Annotated in this window: 10 protein-coding genes; 7 read left to right on the top strand and 3 right to left on the bottom strand. The window is 58.9% G+C overall.

The window, feature by feature from the left end; translation table 11 throughout:
- Positions 1 to 2,343: carbohydrate-binding family V/XII (locus tag ACO550_RS33015; protein WP_485995082.1), on the bottom strand; the 2,343-nt coding region annotated here is incomplete at its 3' end.
- A 247-nt stretch (positions 2,344 to 2,590) separates the two neighbouring features.
- Between ACO550_RS33015 and ACO550_RS33010 the strand changes: the two genes are divergently transcribed.
- Positions 2,591 to 3,733 (top strand): metallophosphoesterase, encoded by a 1,143-nt coding sequence (locus tag ACO550_RS33010; protein ID WP_315596604.1) that lies wholly within the window; start codon positions 2,591 to 2,593, stop codon positions 3,731 to 3,733.
- Positions 3,734 to 3,805: 72 nt separating this feature from the next.
- Here the strand turns inward: ACO550_RS33010 and ettA are convergent, their stop codons facing one another.
- Positions 3,806 to 5,473 (bottom strand): energy-dependent translational throttle protein EttA, encoded by a 1,668-nt coding sequence (ettA, locus tag ACO550_RS33005; RefSeq protein WP_315596603.1) that lies wholly within the window; start codon positions 5,471 to 5,473, stop codon positions 3,806 to 3,808.
- A gap of 118 nt (positions 5,474 to 5,591) precedes the next feature.
- Between ettA and ACO550_RS33000 the strand changes: the two genes are divergently transcribed.
- Both ACO550_RS33000 and ACO550_RS32995 read left to right on the top strand, forming a co-directional pair.
- On the top strand, positions 5,592 to 5,816 hold the full coding sequence (locus ACO550_RS33000; RefSeq protein WP_061953311.1) for a hypothetical protein: 225 nt from the start codon (positions 5,592 to 5,594) through the stop codon (positions 5,814 to 5,816).
- A gap of 37 nt (positions 5,817 to 5,853) precedes the next feature.
- Positions 5,854 to 6,351: a YgjP-like metallopeptidase domain-containing protein gene (locus tag ACO550_RS32995; protein WP_315596612.1), complete on the top strand. Its 498-nt coding sequence runs from the start codon at positions 5,854 to 5,856 to the stop codon at positions 6,349 to 6,351.
- 99 nt (positions 6,352 to 6,450) lie between these two features.
- Here ACO550_RS32995 and ACO550_RS32990 read toward each other — a convergent pair whose 3' ends face one another.
- Positions 6,451 to 7,344: an endo alpha-1,4 polygalactosaminidase gene (locus tag ACO550_RS32990; protein ID WP_485995081.1), complete on the bottom strand. Its 894-nt coding sequence runs from the start codon at positions 7,342 to 7,344 to the stop codon at positions 6,451 to 6,453.
- Between the two features lie 379 nt (positions 7,345 to 7,723).
- Here ACO550_RS32990 and ACO550_RS32985 point away from each other — a divergent pair, with 379 nt between their 5' ends.
- The 4 genes from ACO550_RS32985 to ACO550_RS32970 all read left to right on the top strand — a co-directional run bounded on the left by ACO550_RS32985 (position 7,724) and on the right by ACO550_RS32970 (position 15,517).
- Positions 7,724 to 9,598, top strand: coding sequence for an alkaline phosphatase PhoX (locus ACO550_RS32985; RefSeq protein WP_315596602.1), 1,875 nt, complete (start codon positions 7,724 to 7,726; stop codon positions 9,596 to 9,598).
- A gap of 208 nt (positions 9,599 to 9,806) precedes the next feature.
- Positions 9,807 to 10,724 carry an HNH endonuclease signature motif containing protein gene (locus ACO550_RS32980; protein ID WP_315596601.1) on the top strand — a complete coding sequence of 306 codons (918 nt, stop codon included), beginning with the start codon at positions 9,807 to 9,809 and terminating at the stop codon, positions 10,722 to 10,724.
- Between the two features lies 1 nt (position 10,725).
- Positions 10,726 to 12,597 carry a DUF2075 domain-containing protein gene (locus ACO550_RS32975; protein ID WP_315596600.1) on the top strand — a complete coding sequence of 624 codons (1,872 nt, stop codon included), beginning with the start codon at positions 10,726 to 10,728 and terminating at the stop codon, positions 12,595 to 12,597.
- Between the two features lie 178 nt (positions 12,598 to 12,775).
- The gene (locus tag ACO550_RS32970) at positions 12,776 to 15,517 is read left to right on the top strand and encodes an McrB family protein (protein ID WP_315596599.1); all 2,742 of its coding nucleotides are present in this window, start codon (positions 12,776 to 12,778) and stop codon (positions 15,515 to 15,517) included.
- Positions 15,518 to 15,519: the final 2 nt, after the last annotated feature.

Raw genomic sequence — 15,519 nt, 5'->3', positions numbered from 1 at the left:
CCCCTGCCACTGCTGCGCTGCCGAACTATTGAACCGCTGTTGCCCCACCTGGCGCGCCTGGCGCTGCTGGTCCAGCCGGTTCTGCATATCGCTGTTCGGTTGCACCGACTCCCAGCCGCTGCTCGTATGCTTCTGCCATCCGTCATCGGTATGTTGATAGACATTGCCGTCATGGCCCGCATAGACATTGCCGCTGTTCCAGGCCACCGCGTTGTCCTTGTTCGGATTGGCAACAAAGCCGCGGCTGCCGGCCGTTTGCTGGCCCGTCTGCGTATTGCCGGCCACGCCGACTTCCGCCGCGCCCACCCGGCCGGTCTGCGCGTTGTAGCCGGCGGCCTGTCGCCCCGCCGCATAGTTGCCGGTGTATTCATTGCCGGCCACGCCGCCACGCGCCGCGCCTTCACGGCCCGTCGACGGATTCGAGAATGATCCCTGCCGCCCGGCGGCGTAGTTGCCCGAGTACGGATTGAACGCGGCGCCCTGGCTTCCCTGGAAGCGCGCACCAGTGGCCGGGTTGTAGCCGGCACCGGCGGTGCCGCGCCATTGCGTGCCAGTCCATGAATTCCATCCTTCGGCATGGGTTACGGTGCCCTGCCCCCATCGCCCATAGAAGTTGGCCTGGTTGATATTCACGAAGCTGGCGCCGCCCCACCAGTACGGCCCCCAGTACGGCGCCGCGGCACCCCAGATCGCCCCTGCCGCAAAACCGAACGCGAACCCTTCGGCCACGCCGATGCCAAAGCCCGCGCCATAGCCATAGGTCACCGGGTAGCCGTAGTAATAGGTACCCACATACGGCGGATAAACGTAGCCGGTGCCATAGACCACCGTGCCGTCCGGGCTGACCACCACGCCCATATAGCCGGGCGTATAGCCGACCACCACGGTGGTAGGCGTAACCGTGTAGATGCGCACATTGGTCACGTAGTACAGCGGCGAGCTCGGAGGGATCGTGTAGATGGCCGACGGCACCTCGGTAGCCACCTGCCATGGTCCGGCGGGCCCGCTGGCTGTGAACCACACGCCATTGGCCACCGCATAGTAGTGCGAGCTGTCGACTTCGATCACCGGTGTGCCGGTGTTGACGGCATAGCGCAGCGACGTGCCGGTAATGGCTTCAAACCTGGGCGCGCCGTCATAGGTCACCGCCACGCTGGCCTTGCTACGCGATACCGAGGCAGTTTGGGGAATGGTTGCCGCGATCTCGGCCTCGCGCGCCTGCGGCGTGCCCGGCACCGAAACCAGCACGTTGGCCTTGGGGTCCTGCGGCGAGATCTTCGTGAAGTCGGCCGGCAACTGTGCGCCGGGCACGTACTCCCACGGGCCATTCAACATTGCCGCGCGAAACCAGCGGCCGGAGATCAGCACAAAGGTCTGGTTGGTTGACGGATCCACAAACACCGCATGATCGGCGTTGGACATCGCCAGCAGCCCTCCACCGCTGACCGGCGTCATCTGCGGTTCGCCAGTGGTGATGATCAGTTCGGCCGGCTTGGTGGCCATTAGCACGGTCGGCGCGCGCGGCGGCTTCTTGCCGTCAGCCGGCATCATCGGATCGGGCTTCGACTCGCCCTTGGCCGCCGCAACCTTGCTGGCCGCGCCCAGTAGCGCCGCAGGCGGCTCCGCCACGACTTCCCAGTTGCCACGGGCCGACTCCGAGCGATACCAGTAGCCCGCCGCCTGCAACCACATTTCGCCACCCGTATCGCGCAACAGCAACGCGCGGCTATTGATGGCCCGCTCATAGCTGGTGCCAGCCACCGGGCGCCAGGCCGGATCGCCATCCACATGCACCAGCATGGTTGGCGTGGTGGCAAACATGATCTGCGGCACGTCGTTCTTCACGGGCACACGTGCGGCCTTGGCCAACTGCTGCGACACCGCATAGCTGGCCTGCAATTCGTCCAGCGGCACGGTCAGGCCCTTCGGCGACACTTGGGCGATCAACGCCTGCCGAATCTTGTCCGCGGCGTCGGGGCGCGTGGGCACGTCGACACTGTCGATCTCGATATTCGATAGCTGCACCAGCGCCGACGGCTTGTCGATATCGGCCTGTGCCGAAAAACGGGCCACGCCATAGGTGGGCGTGCCGTCCTTGGCGCCCACCGCCACCGCCGCGCGCCCCGACATCCGGTTGCCTTCCCATTTTTCGATCTCTGGCTGGTAAAGCTCGACATGCTCGCCAGATACCTCGAAATTGCGCGGCCAGCTCAACGGCGTGAGTTTCTGCGCCGCCGTGGCCTGAGGGTTGGTCTTGGCGACAAGCGCCGCAGGGGCGATGACAGTCAGCACGGCGACCGCAATCAGCGCCTGGCTCAACAGGGAACGCTTCGTGAAAGGCATGGAAACTCCGGCTTGGATGGGCAGCATGCGACACCGACTGCAGCTTGAGATGAATCTAAATTAGTGCGGTGGCCGGAACAATGCGCATTGAAAACATTCATCGCAGCGCAAAAAATCGACAGATCACTGCATGCATCCTGCGATCAATGGCGCACATCTTGCTTGGAGTGGTGCCTCGAATCCCGGCCCTTGAAGCACAGCCGAACCGGCCTCACCTACACTCGAATCCGACTCTCACGCCCCCGTTATGAGTACCAGGCGCTCACGCCGCTCACTTCTGCTTCCCGCTACGATCGTCGGCATCCTGCATGCCTATATTGGTGCGCGACTGCTACCCGACTTGCCCGTGCCCATGGTCATCAAGGCGCTGGGCGTGGTGTGGCTGATCGCCTCTACCCTGCTGGTACCCGCTGCCCTGATGGCACGGCGCCTGTCCACCACGTGGGCCGACAAGCTCAGCTGGACCGGCATGCTCGCGATGGGATTCTTCTCGTCGCTCTTTGTATTGACCGTCGCCCGCGACATCTTTCTGTTGATAGCCATGCTGGCCCACTGGCAGCCGGCCGGGCTGGCTGCCTATAGCGCGGCGGCCGCGGCAGTGCTGGCCGTTGCGGTATCGGTGATTGGCTACTTCAATGCGCGCGGCCTGGCGAAAGTGGTCAAGGTCGACGTGCCGATTACCAACCTGCCCGAAGCGTTCGACGGCTTCACGATCGCGCAGATCAGTGATATCCACGTCGGGCCGACCATCAAGGCGCCCTATCTGAACCGCATTGTCGATCGTGTGAACAGCCTGCAGCCCGATGCGATTGCAATCACCGGCGACCTGGTCGACGGATCGGTGCGCGAGCTATCGGCCCACACCGCACCGTTCGCACGACTATCGGCACAGCATGGCGCTTACGTGGTCACCGGCAACCACGAGTACTACTCCGGCGCCGAGTCATGGATCGAGGAACTGCGCCGTCTGGGCCTGCGCGTACTGCTGAACGAGCATGTGGTGGTGGCGCGCGGTGACGCCTCGCTGGTGCTCGGCGGTGTGACCGACTTTACGGCCGGTGCATTTATCGAAAGCCATCGCAGCGATCCGGTGAAGGCATTGCATGGCGCGCCAGCCGATGCTGCGGCACGCGTGCTATTCGCACACCAGCCACGCACCGCGCCCGCTGCGGCAGCGGCGGGCTTCGACCTGCAATTGTCGGGGCATACGCATGGCGGCCAGTTCTGGCCATGGAACCTGTTCGTACCGATGCAGCAGCCCTATGTGCATGGACTGAACCGGCATGAAAGCCTGTGGGTATATGTGAGCCGCGGAACGGGCTACTGGGGACCGCCGAAGCGGTTTGGCGCACCGTCGGAGATTACGTTGGTGCGGTTGGTGAAGGGGTAGTAGGTCTCCCCTCTCCCGCGCGCGGGAGAGGGGCCGGGGGAGAGGGCCCGGCGGCTCAAATACCGATAACGCTTAACGCGTAATCGGCTTGTAGCGAATCCGCTTCGGCTTGGCAGCTTCTTCGCCCAGACGCTTGCGCTTGTCGGCTTCGTATTCCTGGTAGTTGCCCGGAAAGAACTCGACATGCGAATCGCCTTCGAAGGCCAGGATGTGCGTGGCGATACGATCCAGGAACCAGCGATCGTGGGAAATCACCATCACGCAACCGGCAAACTCCAGCAACGCATCTTCCAGCGCGCGCAGCGTTTCCACGTCGAGGTCGTTCGACGGTTCGTCGAGCAGCAACACGTTGCCACCGGCGATCAGCGTCTTGGCCATATGCAGACGGCCACGCTCACCACCGGACAGCGTACCGACCTGCTTCTGCTGGTCGCCACCCTTGAAGTTGAAGCGGCCGATATACGCACGCGACGGCGTCTCGTAGCGGCCCACGGTCAGGATGTCTGAGCCGCCCGAGATTTCCTCGAACACGGTCTTGGTGCCATCCAGCGCATCGCGGCTCTGGTCGACGAATGCCATCTTCACGGTCGGACCGACCTTGATATTGCCGCTGTCCGGTTGTTCCTTGCCGGTCAGCATCTTGAAGAAGGTCGACTTACCGGCGCCGTTCGGACCGATAATGCCGACGATGGCACCCGGCGGCACCTTGAAGCTCAGGTCGTCGATCAGCAGGCGATCGCCAAAACTCTTGCTGACGTTCTCGAACTCGATCACTTCGTTACCCAGGCGCTCACCCACCGGGATAAAGATTTCCTGGGTTTCGTTGCGCTTCTGGTAGTCCTGGCTGTTCAGCTCATCGAAACGCGCCAGACGCGCCTTCGACTTGGCCTGACGACCCTTCGGATTCTGGCGTACCCACTCCAGTTCCTTGTTCAGCGCCTTCTGGCGGGCCGATTCGCTGGCCTCTTCCTGCTTCAGGCGGTCTTCCTTCTGCTCCAGCCACGAGCTGTAGTTGCCCTTCCATGGGATGCCATGGCCACGGTCCAGTTCCAGGATCCACTCAGCAGCGTTATCGAGGAAGTAGCGATCGTGGGTCACGGCCACCACGGTGCCCGGGAAGCGCGTCAGGAACTGCTCGAGCCATTCCACCGATTCGGCATCAAGGTGGTTGGTCGGTTCGTCGAGCAGCAGCATGTCCGGGCGCGACAGCAGCAGGCGGCACAGCGCCACGCGACGCTTCTCACCACCGGACAGGTTGCCGACCTTGGCATCCCACGGCGGCAGACGCAGCGCGTCAGCGGCGATATCGAGTTGCAGTTCGGCATTGTTGCCATCGCTGGCAGCCAGGATGCCTTCGTACTTGGCCTGCTCAGCGGCCAGCGCATCGAAGTCGGCATCCGGCTCGGCGTATGCAGCATAGATTTCGTCGAGCTTCTTGCGTGCTTCGAACACGCCGCCCAGCGCCGCTTCCACCGATTCACGCACGGTCTGTTCGGGATCGAGTTGCGGTTCCTGCGACAGATAGCCGATATTCAGGTTCGGCATCGGCGTGGCATCGCCCTCGATTTCCTTGTCGAGGCCGGCCATGATCTTCAGCAGCGTGGACTTGCCCGAGCCGTTCAGGCCTAGCACGCCAATCTTGGCACCAGGGAAGAAGGACAGCGAAATGTCCTTGAGGATGTGACGCTTGGGCGGAACGATCTTGCCCACGCGATTCATGGTGAAAACGTACTGTGCCATGGGAGCGTGCTCGATTGGATTTCTGGGAATCACGCGAGTGTAGCAAACGGATCGGCAGCCAATGGACGCCGCCAGTACAATGGCGGGTTCGCATTGACGCAGTTTTCATCCGATTCCCATGAGCAAACCCGCCCTCACCCTCAAGTTCAAGTGCAAGAAGTGCACGAAACCCGTCACCCTGTACCTGCAAAAGACCTCGGCCTGCTCGCACATCACGCCGTACCAGGGTTTCTGCAAGTGTGGCGAACTGATGCGCCACGCCACCGGCGACAAGGATGCCGTCGAGTCGTTTGTGAACTCGATGGATAACAGCTGGATGCACCACCACCATCACCACCACTAACGTGACCGAAGGCTGGCGTCCGGGTATCAAGGACCCGATGCGTTTCCTGGGCGGTTATCCGCCCAACGTGCTCGACCAGGTGCGCGCCGCAATGGACGCCGGCACCCTGGGCGACCATATCGCACGCCGCTACCCCGAACGCCACACAATCCAGACCGATCGCGCGCTCTACGATTTCACCGCCGAAATCAAACAGGAATACCTGCGCAGCGCACCGCCACTGCACAAGGTTGGCTACGACGCGCGACTCGACACCGCACAGCATGCACTAGGCCTGCACACCGCAATCTCGCGCGTACAAGGCGGCAAGCTAAAAGCCAAAAAGGAAATTCGCGTGGCGTCGCTGTTCAAGGAAGCGCCCCCGGAATTCCTGCGCATGATCGTGGTCCACGAACTCGCACACCTGAAAGAGAGCGACCACAACAAGGCGTTCTACCGTCTCTGCGAATACATGGAACCGCGCTACCACCAACTGGAATTCGACACGCGAGTATTCCTGGCCTGGCGCGAAGCAGAAAAGACAGCGACAAAATAACCGCTCGTCTTGCTCCCCTCTCCCGCGCTGCGGGAGAGGGGCCGGGGGAGAGGGCCAGCGACTCAATTCAAGACAAGCCGCAAAGCAAGACCAAAGCCCTCAATCACAGCTATACCGATACTTGTCGTTCAACGCCAACGGCAACACCAGCGTCCGCAGATTCAACGCCTTCGCCTTATTGCACAGCGTCTGGCGCGTGGTGGCATCCTTCCACTTGGTCTGATACTCAACGTTGAACACCGGCTTGCCCTGCACCGTGAAGGCCGAGTAACCACTGCATTCGTTGTATTGGAAGCATTGCTCGTTCACCGCGAAATCAAACGACGACGCCAGATCCGACAACTGTGCCACCGCATTCTTCAACCCAACCGCCAACCCACGCGCATGCGCTTCGTTCGCCAGGAAGCGGTTGTAGTCAAGCTGCGTCGCCGCAGTCAAAGGAAAGCCCGGCTTGTTGGTGTAACCATCCACATTGTCAGGATCAATACCGTCACAACCCTTCGACTTCGCCAGATCCATCCGCGCCTGCATAATGGCCCGCACATTGGCCGAACGGGTATCTAGCCATCGCTCGCCCGCCCAACCGTCGAGCGCATTCCCCATATCGGCAGCCTTGAACTTCGAGAAGTCGGAACGCCAGTTCTCACTGCTACCAGCCGAGAAATAACACACCACACGCTTGCCCTGTGCCTTCAGCGCATTGATGGTGGCTTGCGGCGTATCGAACATGTCGATGTCATACACCACGGCGTTGTAGCTGGTATTGATCGTTCCCTGTAGCTGCAACTGCCACGTATCAGTCAGCGACGGCATCCAGCGCGTGGGATTGGTCACCGCACTGCTCACCGCGGTAGGTGACAGCGTGGTGGCCTCAGACACCCGCACCACCGACCCGCCATTGTCATCGCCACCACCGCCACATGCCGCCAGAGTACCGACGACCATTGCCATAGCCAGACGCGCAAGGCGTCGGCCTGCAAGTTTGCTATCCATAGTTTTGACCTTCCTGTTAAACCCAACGAACAAAGTTGGCCGGTTTTTTGTATCCCACCGCGTGGCCGGCCACCGGCGCGGGTGATGCCCTTTTCAGGAAGGGTCGATGTGGCTTCGAACCGATTATGTATGAGACAAGCGCTGACACCATGACGTGGAATGGCAACTGACTGAAAAGCCACACCACGCCCTGATAACAGCACCGCAACCCTTTCGGGACTTGCCTCCTTTAGCGTTATCGGTTTGGCGGCAGTGAACTGAAGGGTTCTTCGAACGCCCGTCAGCAATGCATTCATTAGCATTCATTCAGTAACGAAGACGACACATTGCTTCCCTAGTATCTGCGGCGGCCATCCCCCCACAAATATTGGAGGAACACATGTCGTACATCACGGACAAGCTCCGCGCCCCGCGCCGCGAAGCCGAGGGCAACAAGACTGTCCCCGGCCAGACGCTGGAAGAACTGGTCGCCGCCAACCCGGCACGCCGCCGCGTACTGCGCGGCAGCCTTGGTGTATCGCTGCTGTCGGCCTTCAGCGGCGGCACCCTGCTGGCCGCATGCGGGGGCGATGACAACAACAGCGCCACTCCCGCTCCGACCCCTGCACCGGCACCCACCCCAGGCCCGTCGGCCCAGCCGCTCGATTACAGCGTCACCTTCAAGTCGCTCGATTCCAAGATCACGCTGAACCAGGTAACCCTGCCGGACACCTACGAGTCGTACGTGCTGTTCTCCGCCGGCGACCCCGTCGCCCCGGGCGCCGCAGGCTACAAGGGCGCATTCCAAACCTCCGTCGAAACCGAACAACAGGCCGGCGGAAACCACGACGGCATGCACTTCTTCGAAATACCCGGCACCGACCCGCAAAAGGGCGGCCTACTCGCCATCAACCACGAGGCACCGGACGCCGCCATTCTGCTGCCGACCGCCTATAACGCCGCCACCGCAACCGCCGAACAAAAACGCGTCGTACTGTCGTCCGTCGGTGTATCGGTCATCGAAATCGAACTGGTCGCCAATAAATGGCAGGTCAAGCGCAACTCGCTCTACAACAAGCGCTACACGGGCAATACCGCCTACCGCGTCTCCGGCCCCGCCGCCGGCGTGGTCGGCCCGGTAGTGATCGGCACACTCAATAACTGCGCCAGCGGACATACACCGTGGGGCACCTACCTGACCTGCGAAGAAACTACCGATAACTACCTGGACCCAACCAACGCCGACGAAGGCTACGGCTGGGTCGTGGAAATCGACCCACTCCAGCAAATCGCCGGCACCCCCGCGAAACGCACCGCCATGGGCCGCTTCGACCATGAAAACACCGCTTTCATGACCGACACCAATAATCGCGTGGCGTTCTATATGGGCGACGACAGCACACCTGGCTGCATCTACAAATTCATTCCGCGCAACGCGTTCGACGCAACCAACCGCCTCAACAACGCAAGCCTGCTCGACGACAGCGCCCTATACGTCGCCAAATTCAATGCCGACGGTTCGGGCGACTGGATCGAACTCACCCAAGGCAAGAACGGCCTCGTAGCCGGCGCATCAGACCCCGGCAACTGGACCCAAAGCGCCGTGGCGCCAGCACCGGCAACGGTCAACTTCAATACCCAGGCCGACGTACTGATCAACACCAAATCCGCCGCACGCGTGGCCGGCGGAACACTGATGGACCGCCCCGAATGGATCACCGTCGGCCAGGACAAAACCATCTACTGCACGCTGACCAATAACGGCGGCCGCCAGGTAACCGACGCAGCAAACCCGCGCACCACCAATTCGCACGGCCATATCATCCGTTGGAACGAAGACGGCAACTCCCCACTGGCCACCAAATTCAAATGGGAGATCTTGCTACTGGCCGGCGACCCATCAATTGCCGCAGCAAACCTCAAAGGCAATATGGTCGGCTCCACCTTCAGCAGCCCCGACGGCATCCGCGTCGACCCGAAGGGACGCCTCTGGGTGCAAACCGACGCGGGCACCGGCTCATCAGTAACGAGCATCTTCGGCGCCAACTCGATGCACTACGTGGATCAGGTAACAAGGGAAGTTCGGCGACTGCTGGTAGGCCCAGCAGGCTGCGAGATTACCGGGCTTGCCTATACGCCGGATCTGACGACGTTCTTTGTCAATATCCAGCACCCGACGGGAGATGCGACAGGACAGTGGCCGGATAAGGCGTTGCCTTCACGATCGTCAACCGTTGTGGTGCGACATAAGGAAGGGAAGCCGGTGGGGGCTTGATGGTTTGGTTTTAGTCGGTTTGTTGTGGTGGAACGCCGCGAGGTTGGTTGCTCGTGGCGTTTTTTGTTTTCATGCCTCGTTGTTGGAGAGAGTCATCGCCCCCCACCCGACGACGGCCGAGATAGTTTGGTGCAACCATCGTGGGGTTGACGTAAGTGCCTCATTTGAAGCGAAATTGCGGATCTAGCCAGATTCCGATTTCGCTTGCATGCCCTCAACCGCAAACCCCTTACCTAAACTCGCAGAACTGCCGCAGTTTGTCGTTGGCCGGCAATACATCCGCAACAAAGACATCACAGGAAAGTTCGGTGGTTCGCCACAAGGAGGTATCGCACCATCGCTACGATCCGATGCGATCTTCTTGTTCTCGGGTGAGTCGGGAGAGCGTTACGGCTATAACGACCACTTCGACGAAGCCGGAACCCTCCTCTACGTTGGCGAAGGTCGAACCGGCGATATGAAAATGAGCAAGGGCAACAAAGCCATTGCCGAACATGCCACCACCGGACGCGCCTTGCATGTGTTCAAGACCACAGGCAAAGGAAAGCCGTGTGAATATGCCGGAGAGTTCGTCTACGACTCCTATTTCAACAGGAGAGGATTGGACGAACAGAAAACGGAACGAGAGTTGATCGTTTTCCGTTTGGTCCCAGTACACCAAACAGTCCCCGAAGAGCTCAGCGGCGGCGAACCGGTGGGCCTTCCGCCAGTAGAAGTACAAGCGCCCGGCGACCTTGCCAAGCTCCGGAAGGCAGCTATCGAAGCTTGCAAACCTGGCGCAGCAGTCCCGCCGAAAGAGTCAGTTCGCACCGTTTACCAAAGAAGCGCCCTTGTTAAGCGCTATGTCCTCGCTAGGGCCGCGGGGCACTGCGAACTCTGTGGAGAGGCTGCACCTTTCAAGCGTGAAAGTGATGGAAGCCCCTACCTCGAACCACACCACATAAATCGGGTATCGGACGGCGGGTTGGATCACCCAGCGTTTGTCGGCGCCATTTGCCCGACTTGCCATCGACATATTCACTTTGGTGCGGATGGGGATGCGCTGAATATGAAGCTGCGTGCGATTGTTACCGATAAAGAACCAGTGGTTGCCGCAGAAAAATTCCCCCCAAACTACAAAAAATAAAATGCGACTTTACGCAAATCACTGCAAGACGTTCATCGAAGACTGCGAGCGCAACCAGATTGCTGAGAAGCTGCGCCTTAGTTTTGTTCAAGCGTTAGGTCGATCTCCGGGTCCAAGTGAAGTTCAATCCTGGAAGAACTCCCTACGAACACTGGCGATGATCTTCTCAAGGGCTGGCCTAACGGATCAAGGAATCATGTTGGAGTTCCAGCTACCGCTGACATCCAAGCGAGTGGACTGCCTATTGAGCGGCTATGGGATCGATGGTGCGCCGGCAGCAATTGCTATCGAGCTCAAGCAATGGGAAACATGTGAAGAGTCAGCAGGCGACCATGAGGTCACGACTTATGTAGGCGGTGGAATTCGAGACGTGCTTCACCCCTCCGTGCAAGTCGGTCGTTACGCGCAGTTTCTTCGCGACAATCACGAGGCGTGTCATGCAGACCCTGTCCCTATCAAGGTAACGGCATGCGCCTATCTACACAATTACTTCGTTCGCGAAGGAGACCCACTGCTGACGGAAAAGTTTGCCGACGCGCGCAAAGAGGCGCCGCTCTTTACTGCGGACGACGTCGATGATTTCGTAGCTTTCGTCAAAAAACAGATTGGCCAGGGAGACGGGCTAGAAGTCCTGCGCCGGCTAGAAGAGAACCGTTACCGCGCCAGCAAGAAACTTATGGATCACGTGGCTTCTGTGATCAAGGACAAGCCTGAATATACGCTCTTGGATGAGCAACTTATTGCGTTCGACACGGTAGTTACGGCAGCAACGCGTGGCGTGCACGATCGCCGCAAACAAGTCGTTATTGTAAAAGGCGGACCCGGCACCGGGAAATCGGTGCTCGCCATCAATCTGGTCGGATACCTACTTTCCAAAGAGTACTCTACGCACTACGTTACCGGTTCGAAGGCCTTTACAGAGACGCTTCGCAAGGTCATTGGTCCACGTGGTCAGGAACTATTTACGTACACGAATGGGTACGTGGCGGTGGAGCCGGACTCGGTTGACATTCTGGTTACTGATGAAGCCCACCGCATTCGCGATGTCAGCAGCAACCGCTTTACGCCAGCAGCGAATAAGTCGGGCTTGAAACAAGTAGAAGAACTGCTTCGTGCAGCACGCGTTTCTGTATTCCTAATTGATGATCACCAAGTAGTCCGGCCCGGCGAAATTGGTACAGCCGAATACATCAGGGAGTACGCACAACGCTACGAATGCAAGATTCATGAGGTCGAGCTTGAAGCGCAGTTTCGTTGCAACGGCTCTGACGCATTCGTCCGTTGGACCAATACTCTGCTCGGCATTGAGGAAGGCGAGGCCTTCTCCCTTTCGGACGCGCACGGATTCGACTTTCGAATCGTCTCGTCTCCAGACGAGCTCGACAGACTGATCAAATCCAAGGTCGAAGTAGGACATACCGGACGACTTGTGGCTGGCTTCTGTTGGCCGTGGTCCTCACCAAACAAAGACGGATCGCTCGTCAATGACGTTACGCTTGGCCCCTTCGAGCGGCCATGGAACGCCAAGCCCGACGCGGGGAGGCTTGCAGTGGGGATTCCCAAGTCATCCCTCTGGGCGTATCACGAGACTGGCATAAACCAAGTGGGCTGTGTCTATACGGCGCAGGGCTTCGAGTTCGACTATGTCGGCGTCATCTTCGGTGAGGACCTTAGGTACGATCCGTCCAAAGGCACCTGGATTGGCGACAAAACGAAGTCCTTTGATACCACCGTCAAACGGTCAAAAGATGATTTCACTCGTCTTGTGAAAAATACCTACCGCGTTCTACTGTCGCGCGGGATGAAAGGATGCTACGTATATTTTGCTGATCCGGATACTGCAAATTACTTCCGTCAGCACCTGGACATCTAGCCTGTATGCCCCCCTTGCCGGTTTGAGGACAGCGAACCTTCTCTAACCGATCCGCTGCACCGAAATTCCGGCACGATATCACCACAATCAGATTTTGAAGTACCCTCCTATTCGTCGCTGCGCATTTGGAGTGCACCACGTTTTGGGCGGCGTACTTAACGGTAACAAGGAATAAGGTATGAGTAGGTACTGCGGCGACGATGATTCAAAACCTATACTAGAGGCTGCTGCACATTGGCGAGATACAGCGCTACTTGGCAGGGGCTCCGTACTTACGAGCGAGCAACTCTGGACTTCGTCGGCACTGGAACTACTCGACGAGCATTTCGTACAGAAGCCCGACCTCAGCGACAGTAAGTTCCTGGAAAAGCTGGAGCAACAGCTCGCGCCCGTTGAAGGCTCGGTGAAGCAATTGGTAGCAGAGATGATGTGGCTGCTATACCTTTGCCCGAGCAGCCTGACCGCAGCCCATAAACGGAAAACAGTCCAAGCCATTTGGAGCTGGTCGGGAGAGCCCTCACCTACTGGATCGCGTTGGCTGGACGACGATATTCTTGCCGGCGTTGGTAGCGCCGGACCGGGCTTCAATCAGAATCAGTGGCGTGAGCTCGTCTTTCTCATCAACTTTCTACGCCGATTCTACGAGCTGAGCGCTGATGATCGAAGTGCGCTGATGGAAGACGGTTGGAAGTTTGATGAGTGGCTGCGGCAAGTCCCCGATTGGGAAGCCAGACAGTTTCGTCACATGCTTCTCTTTCTGCTGTTCCCGGATGACTTTGAACGCATCTTTGGACAAAACGACCGCAAGACTATCGTTCGGCATTTTTCGAAGCGCGAGCGGCGCGAGGTCAATAGGATGGATGCGTTCCAACTTGATCGGGAACTGCTCGCTATCCGCAGGCGCCTTGAAGTAGAACGAGGCACGACGCAACTCGACTACTATGTGCCGCCATTAAAAGGTGAGTGGCGAAGCGAGACATTTGCAGCCGCAACTGAGGGCGTTTCAAAGGAGCACGTCCGACAGGCATTGAATCAGATTGATCGCGAAGGCGTGCCTGACGATGCCGAATCTACCGGCTACGATCTGTTCTACGAGGGCAAACGCTATCCACCAAAGTTGGTTCTATCTCTGGCAGTCAAATATGCCACTGGGGAGCCTCTCGATCGCGCCGCTTTTTCGGGGGGCGAGGCCTCATCAGCCTTCCGCTTGCTCCGACGTTTAGGTTTTGAGATCGGGGCGAAAGACGAGTTGGCAGGAAGTATTCCTGAGTTGTTGAGCCGCTTTCTCAATCAGGCGAAGGAAGGGAAAGAGCTTGGTACTCAGGGTTACCTGAATGATTATCGTGGCCTCAAAGTACGTGTGAGCTTTGGCAAGGGAAACTTTGCCCGAATCCCGTGGATTGCGTTTCTTAGCGACGGACAGTCAGTTTCCGAGGGGATCTACCCCGTGCTGCTGCTCTACCAAGAGCAACAGCAGCTGCTGTTGTGCTATGGGGTGAGTGAGGAGGGAGCGGCGCAACTGGGCTGGGGCGAGCTCGATGGTGCGCAAACGGTAAAAGATTGGTTCAAAGGGCAATATGGTCAAATTCCTGGCCGCTATGGCACATCTTTTGTCCGCGCAGCATATGACCTCTCACAGCCATTGCCAATGGCGGAACTGAAGCAAGATTTGGACGATGTCATCGACATCTATAACCGAGTGCTTGCCGCCATCAGTGAGGATGTGTTGCCAGAAGCTGTGGCGGAGCAATCCGATGCCCCTCTCCCGATCAGGGCCAATCTTCGCGAGGGGGTCGAAGCATTCGGCAACGCATTAAGCGCCAGTGGTGTGCATTTTGGCGCGCAGCACAACGGACTTGTCGCATCTTTCATCGCCAGCCTGGTCACCAAGCCACTAGTCATCCTTACCGGCCTGTCGGGATCTGGCAAAACTCAGATAGCCATCCGCTTTGGCGAATGGCTCGGAAAGGACCGCCTGTTTGTCTCTGCAGTGCGCCCAGACTGGACGGGTGCGGAGGCCTTGTTCGGGTATGAAGATGCGCTCAAGCGGGAGGTCGATGGGCGTCCTGCGTGGGCAGTTCCTGGTCCGCTTGAGTTCATCTTGAAGGCATTGGCAGACCCGCAGCATCCCTATGTGCTGCTGCTCGATGAAATGAACTTGGCACACGTCGAGCGTTACTTCGCCGATGTGCTTTCAGGTATGGAGTCAGGTCAACCTTGTATCCCAAACTTGCACAAAGGCGCAGACGGCTGCTGGCGGCTACGTAGCGGCGCTGACCCGCGAGTTGTATTCCCGAGGAATCTGTGGATTGTCGGCACTGTCAACATCGACGAGACCACCTACATGTTCTCGCCAAAGGTACTTGATCGCGCCAACACCTTCGAGTTTCGCGTGCATTCGCGTGACTTCTCGGTCAAAGCGGCTAAGCCTCAGCCATGCGAACCCGGCAACCAGGAACTGGTGAGAGGGCTTTTAAGCATTGCACAGGATGACAGCTGGCACCTTGAACGTTTAGGCGAGGTGGCTGGCGAGTTCACCCATCGCCTCCGGCAACTGCATGAGCTACTGAGCCGATACAACCTTGAGTTCGGTCATCGCGTGTTCTACGAGGCAATGCGATTCGCGGCCCTCGCAAACGAATCCGGAATGGAAGACTTGAGAACGATCTTGGACCGGATAGTCATGCAGAAAGTACTACCGAGGTTGCACGGATCGCGCAGACGTTTGGAATTGCCCTTGCTAGCGCTGACGCAGTTCTGCCGAGATCTACCCGATGAAGTTGCGAGCGATGACAAACTGCCATCGGCAACGGCGGAGGAAGTGCCCGTGCAAGGGGCAGCGCTACCTATTGCCTACGCCAAGACCACTCGTATGCTTCGTAGCCTACGCGCCAATCAATTCGCTAGCTTTACGGAGTAGTC

Source organism: Cupriavidus sp. (assembly GCF_057315035.1).
This window is presented reverse-complemented; position numbering and strand designations above follow the sequence as displayed.